Annotated in this window: 16 protein-coding genes; 9 read left to right on the top strand and 7 right to left on the bottom strand. The window is 50.5% G+C overall.

Translation table 11 applies throughout. From position 1 onward, the window contains the following. Window positions 1–38: 38 nt before the first annotated feature. Window positions 39–2,636: a type I DNA topoisomerase gene (gene topA, locus BH712_RS01465; RefSeq protein WP_006810845.1), complete on the bottom strand. Its 2,598-nt coding sequence runs from the start codon at window positions 2,634–2,636 to the stop codon at window positions 39–41. Window positions 2,637–3,034: 398 nt separating this feature from the next. Here topA and BH712_RS01460 point away from each other — a divergent pair, with 398 nt between their 5' ends. Further along, window positions 3,035–3,286, top strand: a complete 252-nt coding sequence (locus BH712_RS01460) for a YciN family protein (RefSeq protein WP_003856804.1) — start codon at window positions 3,035–3,037, stop codon at window positions 3,284–3,286. 35 nt (window positions 3,287–3,321) lie between these two features. On the opposite strand, the gene sohB is transcribed toward BH712_RS01460, so the two are convergent. Next, window positions 3,322–4,368 (bottom strand): protease SohB, encoded by a 1,047-nt coding sequence (gene sohB, locus BH712_RS01455; protein ID WP_032673863.1) that lies wholly within the window; start codon window positions 4,366–4,368, stop codon window positions 3,322–3,324. A 252-nt stretch (window positions 4,369–4,620) separates the two neighbouring features. Between sohB and BH712_RS01450 the strand changes: the two genes are divergently transcribed. Together BH712_RS01450 and cobO are read left to right on the top strand one after the other, a co-directional pair. Further along, window positions 4,621–5,382, top strand: coding sequence for a YciK family oxidoreductase (locus tag BH712_RS01450; RefSeq protein WP_006810847.1), 762 nt, complete (start codon window positions 4,621–4,623; stop codon window positions 5,380–5,382). Further along, window positions 5,379–5,969, top strand: a complete 591-nt coding sequence (gene cobO / locus BH712_RS01445) for a cob(I)yrinic acid a,c-diamide adenosyltransferase (protein ID WP_006810848.1) — start codon at window positions 5,379–5,381, stop codon at window positions 5,967–5,969. The genes BH712_RS01450 and cobO overlap by 4 nt, the downstream gene beginning before the upstream one ends. 35 nt (window positions 5,970–6,004) lie before the next feature. Here the strand turns inward: cobO and rluB are convergent, their stop codons facing one another. Further along, entirely contained in the window at window positions 6,005–6,880 is an 876-nt protein-coding gene (gene rluB, locus BH712_RS01440) for a 23S rRNA pseudouridine(2605) synthase RluB (RefSeq protein WP_003856794.1), read from the bottom strand. Between the two features lie 559 nt (window positions 6,881–7,439). Next, window positions 7,440–7,565, bottom strand: a complete 126-nt coding sequence (locus tag BH712_RS25250; RefSeq protein WP_006810850.1) for a hypothetical protein — start codon at window positions 7,563–7,565, stop codon at window positions 7,440–7,442. 1,060 nt (window positions 7,566–8,625) lie between these two features. On the opposite strand from BH712_RS25250, the gene BH712_RS01430 reads away from it, so the two are divergent. The 5 genes from BH712_RS01430 (at window position 8,626) to BH712_RS01405 (ending at window position 12,524) form a co-directional block, all read left to right on the top strand. After that, complete coding sequence (locus BH712_RS01430; RefSeq protein ID WP_006810852.1) at window positions 8,626–9,093, top strand: hypothetical protein; 468 nt, start codon at window positions 8,626–8,628, stop codon at window positions 9,091–9,093. Then, window positions 9,086–9,520, top strand: coding sequence for a hypothetical protein (locus BH712_RS01425; RefSeq protein WP_006810853.1), 435 nt, complete (start codon window positions 9,086–9,088; stop codon window positions 9,518–9,520). Before BH712_RS01430 ends, BH712_RS01425 begins: the two co-directional genes overlap by 8 nt. A 302-nt stretch (window positions 9,521–9,822) precedes the next feature. Continuing rightward, window positions 9,823–11,052, top strand: a complete 1,230-nt coding sequence (locus tag BH712_RS01415) for a primase-helicase family protein (RefSeq protein ID WP_006810855.1) — start codon at window positions 9,823–9,825, stop codon at window positions 11,050–11,052. A 362-nt stretch (window positions 11,053–11,414) separates the two neighbouring features. Next, complete coding sequence (locus tag BH712_RS01410) at window positions 11,415–11,831, top strand: hypothetical protein (RefSeq protein WP_006810857.1); 417 nt, start codon at window positions 11,415–11,417, stop codon at window positions 11,829–11,831. A 135-nt stretch (window positions 11,832–11,966) separates the two neighbouring features. Next, window positions 11,967–12,524: a recombinase family protein gene (locus BH712_RS01405; RefSeq protein WP_001273865.1), complete on the top strand. Its 558-nt coding sequence runs from the start codon at window positions 11,967–11,969 to the stop codon at window positions 12,522–12,524. Between the two features lie 167 nt (window positions 12,525–12,691). Here BH712_RS01405 and arsC read toward each other — a convergent pair whose 3' ends face one another. From arsC to BH712_RS01390, 3 genes are read right to left on the bottom strand one after another with little or no spacing between them, the layout of a single operon-like run. Continuing rightward, window positions 12,692–13,117 carry a glutaredoxin-dependent arsenate reductase gene (arsC, locus tag BH712_RS01400; RefSeq protein ID WP_006810858.1) on the bottom strand — a complete coding sequence of 142 codons (426 nt, stop codon included), beginning with the start codon at window positions 13,115–13,117 and terminating at the stop codon, window positions 12,692–12,694. 15 nt (window positions 13,118–13,132) lie between these two features. Beyond that, entirely contained in the window at window positions 13,133–14,422 is a 1,290-nt protein-coding gene (locus BH712_RS01395) for an arsenic transporter (protein WP_006810859.1), read from the bottom strand. 46 nt (window positions 14,423–14,468) lie between these two features. Beyond that, window positions 14,469–14,789, bottom strand: a complete 321-nt coding sequence (locus BH712_RS01390) for a metalloregulator ArsR/SmtB family transcription factor (RefSeq protein WP_006810860.1) — start codon at window positions 14,787–14,789, stop codon at window positions 14,469–14,471. Window positions 14,790–14,878: 89 nt separating this feature from the next. On the opposite strand from BH712_RS01390, the gene arsH reads away from it, so the two are divergent. Next, the gene (gene arsH / locus BH712_RS01385) at window positions 14,879–15,580 is read left to right on the top strand and encodes an arsenical resistance protein ArsH (protein ID WP_000847113.1); all 702 of its coding nucleotides are present in this window, start codon (window positions 14,879–14,881) and stop codon (window positions 15,578–15,580) included. Window positions 15,581–15,600: the final 20 nt, after the last annotated feature.

Below are 15,600 nucleotides of genomic sequence, written 5' to 3'. Positions count from 1 at the left end.
GTCCGGCCCTTTCACAGGTAAGTTACGGTAAGAGAAGATTATTTTTTGCCTTCAACCCATTTACCGTCGACAAAGAAGGCTGACCAGCCGGTCGCTTTACCCTCTTTTTCAGCCGCAACGTACTGCTGCTTCGTTTTGCGGCTGAAGCGCACCACAGTTTTGTTGCCTTCCGGATCCTGCTGTGGCGCATCGGCCAGGTAACGCAGTTTCTCCGGCAGACGATCGCGGAAGCGGTACAGCTCTTCTACCAGCGGCGCGCGGGTTTCGCGCGATTTCGGGAAGGTGTTGGCCGCCAGGAATACCCCGGCAGCGCCGTCACGCAGCACGAAATAAGCGTCAGACTTCTCGCACGGCAGCTCAGGAAGCGGAACCGGATCTTCCTTCGGCGGGGCAACTTCACCGTTACGCAGGATCTTACGCGTATTTTTACAGTCGTCGTTGGTGCATGCCATGTACTTACCGAAGCGTCCCATTTTCAGGTGCATTTCGGAACCACACTTCTCACACTCAACGATCGGACCGTCATAGCCCTTGATGCGGAACTCACCTTCTTCGATCGCATAACCATCGCAGGTCGGGTTATTACCACAAACGTGCAGTTTACGTTTTGGATCGATCAGGTAGCTGTCCATCGCCGTGCCGCATTTCTTACAGCGGCGTTTTGCGCGCAGTGCGTTGGTTTCCGCATCGTCACCTTCCAGCACGTTGAGAACTTCGTTCTCCGGCACGAGGTTGATGGTGGTTTTGCAACGCTCTTTCGGCGACAGTGCATATCCGGAACAGCCGAGGAACACGCCCGTGGTTGCGGTACGGATCCCCATTTTACGGCCACAGGTTGGGCAGTCGATGCTGGTCAGTACCATCTGGTTAGGCAGCATGCCGCCCTCTTCAGGATCTTTCTCAGCTTTCTCAAGCTGGTTGGTAAAATCGCTGAAGAAGCTGTCGAGAACTTTTTTCCACTCCGCCTTATGGCTGGCAACCTCATCGAGGCTGTCTTCCATCTGCGCGGTGAAGTCATAGTTCATCAACTCGCGGAAGTTCGCTTCCAGGCGGTCGGTGACAATCTCACCCATTTTTTCAGCATAGAAACGACGGTTCTCAACGCGAACGTAGCCACGATCCTGAATGGTCGAAATGATTGACGCATATGTAGACGGGCGACCAATGCCGCGTTTTTCCAGCTCTTTCACCAGCGAGGCTTCGCTGAAACGCGCAGGTGGCTTGGTGAAGTGCTGAGCCGGGACCAGATCAACCAGCGACAGCTCGTCACCTTTGTTGACTGAAGGCAGCGTTCTGTCTTCATCACCTTTACGCAGCGCAGGCATCACTTTGGTCCAGCCGTCGAAGCGCAGAATACGGCCACGCGCTTTCAGGCGGAAGTCGCCCGCACCAACGGTCAGCGTGGTGGAGTCGTATTTTGCTGGCGTCATCTGGCAGGCCACGAACTGGCGCCAGATCAGCTGATACAGCTTCTGGGCGTCCGCTTCCATATCTTTCAGCGATTCTGCCAGGACGGAAACGTCAGAAGGACGAATCGCTTCGTGCGCTTCCTGAGAATTCTCTTTGCTGGCGTACTGATTAGGACTATCCGGCAGGTATTTCTTACCGAAGTTGTCCTCAATATAGCCGCGCACCATGTTGACAGCGTCCTGGCTCAGGTTGGTGGAGTCAGTACGCATGTAGGTAATGTAACCCGCTTCATACAAACGCTGGGCCATCATCATGGTTTTCTTCACGCCGTAACCCAGACGCGTGCTTGCCGCCTGCTGGAGAGTTGACGTGATAAACGGAGCGCCAGGCTTGCTGCTGGTCGGTTTGTCTTCACGATCCAGAACCTGATAACGCGCTTTTTCCAGCAGCGCCACGGCGGCCATGGTCTGATCGCGATTCTCAGGACGGAACGGTTTGTCGTGGTGGTGACTCACCTGCAACGGCAGCGCATCGCCGCCCGGCGTGGTGACATTCGCATCCACTTCCCAGAACTCTTCCGGGACGAACGCTTTGATTTCACGTTCACGTTCTACAACAAGACGAACCGCCACGGACTGCACACGCCCCGCAGACAGGCCGCGAGCAACCTTTTTCCACAGCAACGGCGAGACCATGTAGCCTACAACGCGGTCCATAAAGCGACGCGCCTGCTGAGCGTTAACACGGTCAATATTCAGTTCACCCGGCTTCTCAAACGCCTGACGAATCGCATTCTTCGTAATTTCGTTAAACACTACGCGGCTGTAGCGTTTGTCATCACCCCCGATCACTTCCCGCAGGTGCCATGCGATGGCCTCCCCTTCGCGGTCAAGGTCGGTTGCGAGATAAATGTGGTCTGCTTTTTCAGCGAGCTGTTTCAGCTCATTAACGACTTTTTCTTTGCCTGGCAGCACTTCGTATTGTGCATCCCAGTTGTGCCATGGGTTAACACCCATGCGGTTGACAAGCGCGCTACGTTCATCCTTTTTAGGCTTTTTAGCCCCTTTGGTGGAGGTAGAGTCTGCGCTCTTTTTGCTGGCTGAGCCACTGGTCGGCAAATCGCGAATGTGACCAACGCTGGACTTAACCACGTAGTCATTGCCCAGATATTTATTGATCGTTTTGGCTTTTGCCGGGGACTCAACGATGACGAGAGCTTTACCCATATTCACCTTTACCTAATTTAATTCTTCCAGGAATACGCCGCACGTTGATTTCCCTTCCGCTGACGACGAGCCATTGATATTGCGACGTCATCAGGGGATATCAACCCCTATGTCTTACCGAACGTCAGAATGGCGACATCCAGGTCATTGAGTTTTCGGGTATTTTTCTCACATCAAAGTTCATTCGTGACGAATTCCCGGTCGAATGTCAAGCAATTCTGTTGCCAGAATGACGAAAGCGCACACTGTACCTGATAAAATTCGTTACGCAACTTTATTAGCATGCAAAAGCAAATCCCGCCAGCCAGCCCCCTTTCCTTATCCCCTCGGATAACAGGGAAAATTTGCCCCTGAAGCGACCCAGGCGTAGACTATTGTCACTGTTTAAGGAGTGGAATATGCAGAATACAACCCAACCCATTGACCGAGCTTCTCTGCTTATCGAAGCAAACAAACTCATTCGCGACCATGAAGACACCCTGGCGGGGATTGAAGCGACTGGCGTGGAACAACGTAATGGCGTGCTGGTATTCAGCGGTGAATACTTCCTTGATGAACAAGGGTTACCCACCCCGAAAAGCACCGCCGTGTTTAACATGTTTAAATACCTGGCGCATACCCTCTCAGAGAAGTACCACCTGGTCGATTAAAACGAAAACGCGAGGCATCAGCCTCGCGTTTTTCTTTACAGCAGCGGCTTTTGTCCGCGCTGCAACCAGCGTAGCAGCAGACGGTCCGCACTTTCTGCCGCACTGTTAGTAAAACGGTCCATGAGGCGCTTGCGTCGGGTGAAGCGCACCCCCACCAGCTCGCGGCCTTCCATCAGGTTGATCAGCAGGTCGTCGCTGGTACCCACTTCATCCACCAGCCCTTTCTCCTGCGCCTGTGTGCCGTACCAGTGTTCGCCTGTCGCCACCTGCTCAATATCCAGCATTGGGCGCATGCGGTGCACGAAATCTTTGAACAGATGGTGGGTTTCATTCAGGTCTTCCCGGAACTTCTGCCGTCCCTCTTCGGTATTTTCACCGAGCAGCGTCAGCGTGCGTTTGTACTGACCTGCCGTGTGCAGTTCGATGTCGATCTCTTTGTTTTTCAGGAAACGATTAAAGTTAGGGATCTGCGCGACCACCCCAATCGAGCCGATAATCGAGAACGGTGCCGCGACGATTTTATCCGCCACGCACGCCATCATATAGCCGCCGCTCGCCGCAACCTTATCGACCGCCACGGTGAGCGGGATCTGTTTCTCCCGCAGACGTTGTAACTGCGAAGCCGCCAGTCCATACCCATGCACGACCCCGCCCGGGCTTTCAAGGCGTACCACCACCTGATCCTGCGCTGTCGCTACAGCCAGCACCGCCGTCACTTCTTCGCGCAGAGAGGAGACTTCATGCGCATCCATGCTACCTTTAAAATCGAGCACATAAACGCGCGGCTTTGCGTCAGCCTGTGGCGTAGCGAGCTTTGCTTTCGCCTTCGCGGCTTTGGCGTCCTGCTTATGTTTTTTCTTCTGGGCCTTTAGCCACAGCTTCTGTTGATGATCGTCCAGCAGCGCCAGAGACATCTCCTCCTGCATCTCTTTATACTGCTCACTCAGGCGGGTAATGCGTAACTCACCACGCTGACGCTTACGCTGCGTCAGGTTGACAATCAGAACGGCGATCACCGCGATAGCAATAACCACCGTCGCGATTTTGGCCAAAAACAACCCATATTGAGAAAGTAATTCCACGCGTTCCACCTTGATTAAACCACGACTCTTTCACGCCAGTGTACAACAGCCCTGCGCAGGCGTCTCGCTCAGGACATTACCTGTGCGAGGCGGCTTCAGGAATCCCTCGCATCTGGTTTAAATCTTTGCAAATTGTTAATTTCCCAGCGTTCTGTCCTGTAGACTGATTGAATTCTGACGCTGTTTCGGGCATAAAGCCGAAAAGTCATAAATAAAGGTGCAAGTCACGCCCAATGCGCCTGAGGAGCCACCGTGCATTATCAGCCACAAAAAAACCTTCTACAGAACCGCATCATTCTGGTTACCGGAGCCAGCGACGGGATTGGTCGCGAAGCGGCCCTGACCTATTCTGAATACGGTGCGAGCCTGATTCTGCTGGGACGTAATGAAGAAAAGCTCAAAGCCGTCGCCCGTGAAATCGAAAACGCCAGCGGTACGCCCACGCCCTGGTATACGCTCGATCTGTTGACCTGCACGCCAGCGTCATGTCAGGCCCTTGCCCAGCGCATTAGCACGCATTATCCACGTCTGGACGGCGTGCTGCATAACGCGGGTTTACTGGGCGAAGTGCGCCCGATGGATGAACAGGATCCGGAGATTTGGCAGCAGGTGATGCAGGTTAACGTCAACGGGACATTTTTCCTGACCCAGGCCTTGCTTCCTTTATTACTTAACTCCGATTCCGGTTCGCTGGTGTTTACCTCCTCCAGCGTGGGGCGTCAGGGTCGTGCGAACTGGGGGGCTTACGCAGCCTCAAAATTTGCCACTGAAGGAATGATGCAGGTACTGGCCGAAGAGTACCAGAGCCGCCACCTGCGGGTTAACTGTATTAACCCGGGCGGTACGCGCACCAAAATGCGCGCCAGCGCGTTCCCGACAGAAGATCCGCAGAAGCTCAAAACCCCGGCCGATATCATGCCCCTTTACCTGTGGCTGATGGGTGACGACAGCCGTCGCAAAACCGGAATGACTTTTGATGCCCAGCCAGGCCGTAAACCGGGGATATCGCAATGAGTGAAGATCGTCATCAGCAGCGCCAGCAGCGTCTGAAAGAACAGGTTGATGCACGTGTGGTGGCCGCTCAGGACGAGCGCGGGATCGTCATCGTCTTTACCGGCAACGGCAAAGGCAAAACCACCGCCGCCTTTGGTACCGCCACCCGCGCAGTCGGGCATGGGCAGAAAGTGGGTGTGATCCAGTTTATCAAGGGTGAATGGCCCAACGGCGAGCGCAATCTGCTCGAACCGCATGGCGTTGAGTTCCAGGTGATGGCGACCGGTTTTACCTGGGATACCCAGAACCGGGAAACCGATACCGCAGCCTGCCTCGCCGTCTGGGAGCATGCCAAAAGAATGCTCTCCGACCCGTCGCTAAACATGGTATTGCTGGATGAAATCACCTATATGGTGGCCTATGACTACCTGCCGCTGGAAGAGGTGCTTGAAGCGCTAAGGAATCGTCCTGCGCACCAGACGGCGATCGTCACCGGGCGTGGGTGTCATCGGGATATTCTGGAGCTGGCAGATACCGTCAGCGAACTGCGTCCGGTTAAGCATGCGTTCGATGCGGGTATCAAGGCGCAAATTGGCATTGATTACTAAAGAAAAAAGCCCGGTATATTCACCGGGCTTTTCAATTAACCGTTATTATTCCGGCTGCCAGAGCGGCGATTGCTGCTGACCTGGCTGTGACGCTTCACCGCCCGGCGGATCTGATTCGCCTTCATGCGACGACGATCTTTTTCCACCGCCACTTTCGATGTGGTTTCTGGCGTCAGGCCAACCAGATCGCGCAGATAGTTGGTTTGCGTCAGATCCAGCTCGGTATACCCACCGCGTGGCAGACCTTTTGGTAGCAGAATGTCGCCATAGCGAACGCGAATCAAACGGCTTACCTGCACACCGACCGCCTCCCACAGACGACGCACCTCGCGGTTACGTCCCTCTGTCAGGGTAACGTTGTACCACTGGTTAATGCCTTCACCACCGGTAAATTTGATGGTTTTGAACGCCGCAGGACCGTCTTCAAGCTGAACGCCACGCGACAGATCGCGCAGTTTGTTCTCATCAACCTGGCCGAAAACACGAACGGCGTATTCACGTTCCACTTCACGGCTCGGGTGCATAAGACGGTTTGCCAGTTCACCATCAGTGGTGAACAGCAGCAGGCCGCAGGTGTTCACGTCCAGACGCCCCACGGCAATCCAGCGGGCGCCACGCAGTTTTGGCAGACGGTCAAACACCGTCGGGCGGCCTTCCGGATCGTTGCGGGTACACAGTTCGCCTTCCGGCTTGTAGTAAGCCAGCACGCGGCAGATCTGTTCAGCAGACTCTTTCACGGAGATAAGATGGCCGTCAATGCGGATCTTAAGCCCCGGTACGATTTCTACGCGGTCACCGAGCGTGGCGATTTTACCGTCCACACTCACGCGGCCTGCTTCAATAATGGCTTCGATTTCACGGCGCGAACCGTGGCCAGCGCGCGCCAGCACTTTCTGTAACTTCTCGCTCATTGAGCTTCCTCAGGTGTCGCCTTCACAGGCGTCGAATAGACACTAACAAATCTATATAAATCAATGCGTTAGCATGTTTAGTTGAAGGTCATTATACGCGATGTTCACCACATTGTAACCTACTTTGTTGTACAGCCTGTTCACCACCTAAAACTTACCCTCTGATTAAGTTTTAAGCAAAAAAAAGTAAGTGTTGCGCATCTGTTCACAAGCGCGAGTATGAAAGATTTGAAATAAGTAGTAATTTTTAAGTTTTTATGGTAGCCGCGCCCTTGACAAGACATGGGATGATGTGCTACCCTACACACGAAGTCCGCGAGCGAAGCGAGTGAGGTTTGTCTCTCGAAGAGAGAGAATTACCTTTGCACAATAGTGATCTTTCATGTTAGTCATGAAAGAGAGTGTATGTCTGTTCCTGTGTGTCAATCACTACTCAAGTGTACACTCTATCTCTGATCTGAATTAACCTAACCTTGATAATAATCCTTCTTGTTACTCTCTGATGTAGGCAGGAGTAATCCGAAGTCATACTCTGACCCAACTAACCTTTAACTTAACCTTAAACTTTATCCTGCATTATCTCTTCCCGTTGCTCACCGATGACCACCACCAGAGATTCATCATGATGAGATTCCAGATTAAGCTGGAGAATCGTCTCGATGATGGCAGTCTTCAACATCTTCATTTAACCACTTCCACCAGCCCCGGTGCGCATTACAGCCTATCTCCCTGATGTTTACCCACCCTTTGAGCGCAAGCAGCACAGGACGCAGTAGACGAAGCGTGAACAGCTATTCGGAACAATGCCAAAGCTGGACCACGGTAAGCCGTCGCCCTTCTCACTGGTGCAATGACGATACCAAGGAATCGCCCTGCAACATCCAGAAGATGATTCCCCGAGCCACCAGTGCCGCTATCTGACGTAGTGGACAGCGGAAGCCCCGATCAAATGCCTACGCTCTAACGAGTGCTACTGGCCATTCTCTCTGACAGCTTCGCTGTATTCCCACTATCCAATCCCCCTCATGCAGATCCAGACAATACAACTCGTAATGCACATTTAAATACAGAAGTCAACAAAAATCAATTGACAAAAAATGCTTTTTAGTGTATTATAAACATTAGGAAAGCAATGTTGTGAACAAACGCCTCTGAGCGATAGTTTTTGTTCTTAGAATCTACTTCTTACTATTCCCATAGTTAGTATCGTATAGCGCAGCTTGCGCACTCTCCGCAGAATAAAGCCTCCCGGAAGCTAAACGTTTTAAAGTCGATGATTCCCAGATCACCCGGTCTGATTATTTCGGTTGTGTTGGACGTTTGGGCAATCCTTCCGAGGAGGCTTTCCTATGCTCAAAGAAAAGGAAAACTCATACAGTTGAAAAGTCAAAATCTGAAAGAAATTAAAAAGTGGCTCCCTCGTTTCGAATACCACATCTATCGTGACAGGTTACGCCAGTATGGTATGCCAACCACTCCACACCGAGTTGCATTTATGTACTGGGCCGAAGAAATCATGAAACATTGCTTCACGTTCGAGGACTTCGTAGATGAATGGAGCAATGGCAATGAGCACCGAGAAATAAATCGATGGGTGGATAGTGGAGTTCTCAGCATGGAATACTTTGAAGGAAAATTCTATTACGTCACCTCGTACATTGTTGGAGGTGTAAGCCCATTTTATTGTCACACCTGCAACCGAATCAACATTAAGAAACTTCTATCTATAAAGGAGCAATGTCCTCATGACTAAGCTACCAGCAGCATTCACCAAAGAAATAAAAGCCGAGTTTAAAATACAGCGTGATCAAAACGTAGCTGATTACATCGAATCCCATCTCACGGATGTTTTCAGTATCTCTGATTTTTATCCGGTAGTGCTCATTAAGCTACAGACCGCTATTCAAGATGGGTACGAAATCGCGGAGTTTGAGCGCCAGCCATTCTACAACATTGGTGATCCTGCAATGCGTATCGTGATGAACAAAAAGCAGCAGGAAATCGACACAGAGCGCCGTTCCCTCACAGAGGCAGCAGAAGCAGCTTTAATGGCCTCCCTTGAGGCTCAAGCGGAAGAGCTATACCAACAGATGGTTGCAGAGGAAGAACGCCGTAAACGTGCAGAAGCAGCCGCGCAAGCAGCAGCAGAAACCGAGGCTCTCACCTTCTCTGGTCGCCTACGTGCATCCTTTGTGAAAGGCTCCCATGTTTGAACCTTATGCGCAGAAGCGCAACCCGGCAAAACTCGCCCAGAGGAGCGCCAGCGACTACCGGAAAATGATGATCGCCGAGCAGGACGGGAGGGACTTCATAACAGGCTCACCACTGACAGATCCGGTTATTGACCATGACCACAGGACGGGACATTGCCGCCTGATCCTGAACCGTGTGACGAATGCCATAGAAGGCGACTTTAATCTCATCCTGTCTCGTGTTGCTTATCGTGAAGATTTTACTCCGCTTTTGTGGGAAGTTTATTTTGGCTTTCACGATACCTTGTACGATGAATTATACAATGCCGCGCTTGAGCGCCGGAATGGTTATTTAAAAGAACACCACTTCAGATTTATCTTAAAACAGTTTGCGGTGTATTACGCCGTGCGATTCGACCACCTCAACCATTTGGAGTATTACAGATGACTACAAAAGCAGAGAAATCATTATCATGGCTTAGAAGCTACTGGAACAACCAACCACCAGCAGAGATAGCCAAATCTGAGATTCAGCTATTCAGTAAGGAAGTGAATAAACTAACGATTGGGGAGTTCTACCAGTGGCTATTATCCGAAGGTTACATCTTTAAAAATAAGGATACTAAATAATGCTGCAACTTAAAATAGCTCGAGATCTGCTGACGTGGATTGATGCAAGCAAGGGTGATGACAGTCGCCCAACTTTTATTATCAAGACATTACGTAAGGTAATGACGAACGAGGAAACGAATGAATCCAAAGCTACAAATAGAAAAGCTGATTGACCATCTACAGAAACAGAAATACGCTTTTATCTCCGCTCAAGGTAAAATACTTCTCCACCACATCCCCACTAACACAAATCACGGTCTGGACATTCTCGAACGGGAATACTATTTATCGACTGGTGAGCAGTGGCGACGAAGTTATTTAAACCTACTCTGGGATCACATTCCTTTTATCAAGGTGAATGAATTCAACCCGACGCAGCCCTACGGTATCGACCAGAACGGCACACTGAACACATTCAGGCGCTGGCGCAGTGATAAGACACCAGCGGCAGATCTGACACTATGGCACTCCTACCTGGCCCGACTCTTCCCCGACCAGACAGACCGCGCCACAGTGAGCGCGTACATGGCGCACATGTTCCAGCACCCGGAACAGCGCCCAAGCTGGCACATCGTGATCCCAAGCGACACCGGAACGGGCAAGGGTTTTTTGTTCAATCAAATCTTGTCACCGCTCCTGATGCACCAGACAACGCTGTACAGCAATTACAGCACCCTAACCAGCGTCCATAACGATGCTATGGCCCGTACAATCCTGATCCTGTTTGATGACCCGCCGCCAGCCACGCGCAACATGGCAGACCGTCTAAAGAGCATTCAGACAGAACCGGTTATCGAAATTAACCGGAAGTACGAACAGCCCCGTAAAGTGCCAACATTTACAAGATTCTTCACCTTTTCAAACAGTGAAAGTCCGATTGAAGTGGAGGCGAATGACCGCCGCCATTATTGCACTCACTACATACGCCACAAGGTGAGCAGGGAGGAAACCGCCGAGTTTATCACCTGCCTTGCGGAGTGGCTCGCCGTTGGCGGTCTGGAAGCCGTACACGCCTGGCTAATGGCTTACCCCTTGTCCGAGTTCACCCCTTATCGCCCACCTTACAGCGTGGCGCTGGAACGCATGAAACAAGCCAGCATCACCGAAGAGCAGAACGAAGCGGAGATCTTCACTGGAGAGAATCCGGCGTTTGCATTCAAGGCATTCCATGATGCTTGTCCATCGTTCCCGCGACCACAGGATGCGAGTCAATGGTTACGTGACAACGGCTATGTCAGTGCCAGAGTGAACACCAGAGCAGGGTTAAAATCAGTTTGGTATCGAGCGCCGCAGGACGGCAGCGGGAAAATCCCGGAGAGCGCCCTTTCCTGGTTTGTCGATAAATACTATCCAACCCCGACGAAATGATCAGGGCTACAGGGCTACGATTTTAGCCCTGTATTTTGAAACCCGCGCCGCTACAGGCCTGATCAGGGCTACAGGGCTAACAGGGCTACTTATTAAGTATTCTTAGATCTGTTCTACAGCTTCACCATTTTCCAAATGGGAATAACAGGAGCACCAGCGTTTCCCGACTATCAATTTTTAAAAGTTTGATAGGCAAATGCCTAACAACTTCCTTAAAGCAAAATCTGAAATCACTCATACCGTGGATCGGTATCGCCGCCCGGATTTTCGGGCTTCGTTCCTTCCACATTCACGCCGCCTGACGCGCTCCAGCGTACAGCCAGCACATCAAAAAAGATCCAAATTTTACAGGAGGACATTACATGTCAGGACGTACCCACGCAGCATACGTAAATTATTTCCAGAACGGTCGCAAGGCCCACCGTTTAGCCGAGGTTGAGCGCCAGCTTGCCGCAGAGACAAGCCACCAGCAAGAGAAGCGCCAGCTCGAAGCGGAAGCACGGAGCGCTGAGAACATCGCAGACCATTTCCCAAGAGTGATCCCGGATACGCCTTTAATCGAAATGCACCCCGGCTACTACATTCACCGCCTTGAGTGGGAAGCTCACCGCGACGGCTTGAGCGTGGTCACGGTCACAGACGAACGAACCACCAGAGATCCCGAACTTGTTTCCTATCAGTGGAACCACTTTGTAATCACGCACCGCAGCCCCTGGGCACTTGAGGACTACCGAATCAGATACTACCCGTTTAGCCTCCCGGAACATGTAGCGAAATAGCACAGTATTTCGACACACCAAAATCCGGGTCTTTTACCTTCAAGATTGTATCGAAATAGTATTGATCAATTTAATCGACACACCTATAATCGATACACACTAAATCGCTACGCTCAACAGAACAGGGAAACTACAATGGCTAACATCGGTTACATTCGAGTAAGTACAGATAAACAATACACAGAGCGCCAGCTCGACGGCGTGACACTTGATGAAAAGTTTGAAGAGAAGGTAAGCGGCAAGAATACCAACCGTCCCAAACTCCAGGAGATGATTGCTTACGTTCGTAAAGGCGACGTGATCCACGTTCACAGCCTTGACCGCTTAGGGCGTAACCTCCGTGATGTTCTCGACATTATCGAGCACGTTAAAGCCAAAGGCGCAAGCGTCCAATTCCACAAGGAAGGGATAACAGCAGGAGCAGAAGCCAACGCCGCCAGCAACCTTATGCTAAACATCTTCGCGGCTATGTCACAGATGGAACGTGAAATGATGCTCGAACGCCAGGCAGAAGGCTACGCAGCAGCCAAAGCAGCGGGACGCAAAGGCGCTCGTGGTAATGGCGCAGCGGTTGACCGTGTAGGGATTGTGTCAGCACTTGCCGCTGGTCAGTCTATCCGAACCATAGCGAAAGATTTCAACGTGTCCACCAGCACCGTGCAGCGTATCAAGACCGAACAAGCCGCCGCCTAACAAGATTCCTTTTGAGGCCACAAGCCACTGATATTTAAGGAATTCTACCGCTGGAATTGGGTGCGTCGCGGAAATCGTGTTAAACATCTCAAGTAATGGCGCAACACACATCACCTGGTAAACGTCTTGTTTATACACTGATACGGATGATGCGAAGTAGATTATTGTTAAATTAGTCGCTTGCCATCCTTCCCTACGACCTTTTCTCCATCTTCCTTAATGAACTCGCCTTTCTGAGGGTTTGGAAGAATGTCCAATACCACTTCTGATGGACGGCAAAGGCGTGTTCCAAGTGGCGTAACGACAATCGGACGGTTGATCAAAATGGGATGACTTAGCATTGCCTCTATCAATTCTTCATCGGTGAAACGGTCTTCTGTTAAACCAAGTTGCTCGTATGGTTCAACATTTTTTCGTAGCAACGCACGAACACTGATCCCCATCGCGCTAATCAATTCCTTGAGTTTATCCCTGTCTGGAGGTGTTTCCAGATAGAGAATCACAGTTGGCTCAACACCGCTATTTTGAATTAAAGCCAGCGTATTACGGGATGTTCCACATGCTGGATTGTGGTAAATGGTTATGTCAGTCATGATTATTCTCTTATCTTACAGGGAAAACGACAGGCGCAATGCCAGCGCACTAAGGGTAACGAACAGCACAGGCAGCGTCATAATCACGCCTACGCGGAAGTAGTACCCCCAACTTATTTTTATGCTTTTCTGTTCAAGGACATGCAACCAAAGCAGCGTTGCAAGACTTCCTATGGGTGTGATTTTTGGTCCCAGATCGCAGCCAATCACGTTGGCATAGATCATCGCTTCCTTGATAATCCCTGATGCCATACTTCCATCTATCGACAAAGCACCAATCAAAACAGTGGGCATGTTGTTCATGATGGATGACAAGAACGCAGCTAAGAAGCCAGTTCCCAGCGTAGCGGCCCAGATACCTCTATCAGCAAGCTGGTTTAGAACACCCGAAAGATGTTCGGTTAGTCCTGCATTACGCAGACCATAAACAACCAGGTACATACCGAGCGAGAACACTACAATCTGCCAGGGCGCACCACGCAACACCTTGCCCGTATTAATCGAATGCCCTCGTTTGGCAACAAGAAAAAGTATTAAAGCCCCTGCTGCTGCAATCGCACTTACAGGTATTCCGAGAGGTTCGAGTACAAAAAAACCTATTAAGAGAAGCAATAGCACTATCCAACCAGTTCTGAACGTTGCCAGATCTTTGATAGCTTCTGCTGGCGCTTTTAACCGGGACAATTCATAAACGGCTGGAATGTCTTTACGGAAGAAGAGATGAAGTACCGCAAGCGTGGCAGCAATCGCCGCAAGGTCTACCGGAACCATCACGGAAGCGTAATCACTGAACCCAAGTTTGAAGAAGTCAGCGGAAACAATGTTCACAAGATTAGATACGATCAGCGGTAAACTTGCAGTATCAGCTATAAACCCGGCTGCCATAACGAAAGCCAGCGTTGTTTCTTTACTGAATCCCAACGCCAGTAGCATAGCAATAACAATCGGTGTAAGAATCAGCGCGGCTCCATCGTTAGCAAACAGAGCAGCAACAGCGGCCCCCAGCAACACTATGTAGGTAAATAGCAGCCGCCCACGTCCATTACCCCATCGGGCAACATGTAAAGCGCACCATTCAAAGAAGCCAGACTCATCAAGCAGTAAGCTGATGATGATAACCGCGATAAAGGCTGCGGTAGCATTCCATACAATGTGCCATACAACCGGGATGTCACTTATTTGTATAACCCCCGTAACCAAAGCCAGCACCGCACCAATTGAGGCAGTCCAGCCAATACTAAGCCCGCGAGGTTGCCAAATCACAAAGAAGATGGTTAGTGCGAAGATTGCTCCTGCCAATAACATTCCGAACCCCTTAAACACATTCGATTTAGTGAATGTATTTTTGTTATCATCCGCAAACAGCGGTATTTACGTTATTCAAAGATTGTCGTACTTCATCGCGCTGGCTACTCCAGGCAGTATCGATGATTGAAGCTGCCCATGCAGCCATGTGTGGTGAAAGACGATAATAGATCCATTTACCTTCTCGGCGATCCAGCACCAATCCGGCATCCCTTAGCAAAGCAATGTGGCGTGAAACCTTTGGCTGAGATTGGTTAGTGACCGAACATAGCTCGCAAACACACAACTCCCCAGCCTCACGCAGTAATAGAATAATCGTCGTGCGTGTCTCGTCTGCAAGTAGCTTGAAAAGTTGAACAGGTAACATCTGTAAGCAGCCTCAGATAAAAACGAATACATATGTTAATCCGCATGTGTTAAAAGTAAAGCATAGTGTACAAACTCTGGAGTAAAGCCATGAAGACATTCCCCGCTCTTAATACTGATTGCTTTGATGCAACCATAGCTGAAAAGGTCGGAGGTACAGCCATCCCTCCTCGCTTTCTTCTCCTTTACGGCTCAGTACGTCAGCGATCTTTTAGTCGATTTAGTGCCGAAGAAGCCGGGCGATTGCTTACGGAAATGGGTGCTGAAGTGAAAATTTTTAATCCTTCTGGTTTACCACTTCCTGACGATGCTCCTGAAACACATCCAAAGGTGCAAGAGCTACGGAGTTTGGTTCGGTGGTGTGATGGCATGGTGTGGAGTTCGCCAGAGCGACATGGCGCGATGAGTAGCATTCTGAAAGCCCAAATAGACTGGATTCCTTTAACAGAAGGAGCGATTCGCCCTTCCCAGGGAAAAACTTTGGCAGTGATGCAAGTTTGCGGTGGTTCCCAATCGTTTAACGCAGTTAACCAAATGCGTGTCCTTGGACGCTGGATGAGGATGTTTACTATCCCTAACCAATCATCGGTAGCAAAAGCATGGCAAGAGTTTGATGATGATGGACGAATGAAACCATCTTCTTATTACGACCGCATTGTTGATGTGATGGAGGAACTATTCAAAATCACACTGATTTTGAAAAACCATACTGAATACCTTGCTGACCGCTACAGCGAAAGAAAAGAAAATCACGAACAACTCTCTATCCGGGTGAATCAGCGGAAAATTTAAAAAATTGGTAAAGATAGCTG

The organism is Enterobacter hormaechei ATCC 49162 (genome assembly GCF_001875655.1).
GTDB classification, from domain to species: domain Bacteria; phylum Pseudomonadota; class Gammaproteobacteria; order Enterobacterales; family Enterobacteriaceae; genus Enterobacter; species Enterobacter hormaechei.
This window is presented reverse-complemented; position numbering and strand designations above follow the sequence as displayed.

Excerpts from the sequence above, each read along its gene's own strand:
- BH712_RS01460 (WP_003856804.1), top strand. The coding sequence starts at position 3,035 with ATGCAGAATACAACCCAACCCATTGACCGAGCTTCTCTGCTTATCGAA.
- BH712_RS01405 (WP_001273865.1), top strand. The coding sequence starts at position 11,967 with ATGGCTAACATCGGTTACATTCGAGTAAGTACAGATAAACAATACACA.
- cobO (WP_006810848.1), top strand. The coding sequence starts at position 5,379 with ATGAGTGAAGATCGTCATCAGCAGCGCCAGCAGCGTCTGAAAGAACAG.
- BH712_RS01415 (WP_006810855.1), top strand. The coding sequence starts at position 9,823 with ATGAATCCAAAGCTACAAATAGAAAAGCTGATTGACCATCTACAGAAA.
- BH712_RS01390 (WP_006810860.1), bottom strand. The coding sequence starts at position 14,789 with ATGTTACCTGTTCAACTTTTCAAGCTACTTGCAGACGAGACACGCACG.
- arsH (WP_000847113.1), top strand. The coding sequence starts at position 14,879 with ATGAAGACATTCCCCGCTCTTAATACTGATTGCTTTGATGCAACCATA.
- BH712_RS01410 (WP_006810857.1), top strand. The coding sequence starts at position 11,415 with ATGTCAGGACGTACCCACGCAGCATACGTAAATTATTTCCAGAACGGT.
- BH712_RS01430 (WP_006810852.1), top strand. The coding sequence starts at position 8,626 with ATGACTAAGCTACCAGCAGCATTCACCAAAGAAATAAAAGCCGAGTTT.
- BH712_RS25250 (WP_006810850.1), bottom strand. The coding sequence starts at position 7,565 with ATGAAGATGTTGAAGACTGCCATCATCGAGACGATTCTCCAGCTTAAT.
- topA (WP_006810845.1), bottom strand. The coding sequence starts at position 2,636 with ATGGGTAAAGCTCTCGTCATCGTTGAGTCCCCGGCAAAAGCCAAAACG.
- BH712_RS01425 (WP_006810853.1), top strand. The coding sequence starts at position 9,086 with ATGTTTGAACCTTATGCGCAGAAGCGCAACCCGGCAAAACTCGCCCAG.
- BH712_RS01395 (WP_006810859.1), bottom strand. The coding sequence starts at position 14,422 with ATGTTATTGGCAGGAGCAATCTTCGCACTAACCATCTTCTTTGTGATT.
- arsC (WP_006810858.1), bottom strand. The coding sequence starts at position 13,117 with ATGACTGACATAACCATTTACCACAATCCAGCATGTGGAACATCCCGT.
- rluB (WP_003856794.1), bottom strand. The coding sequence starts at position 6,880 with ATGAGCGAGAAGTTACAGAAAGTGCTGGCGCGCGCTGGCCACGGTTCG.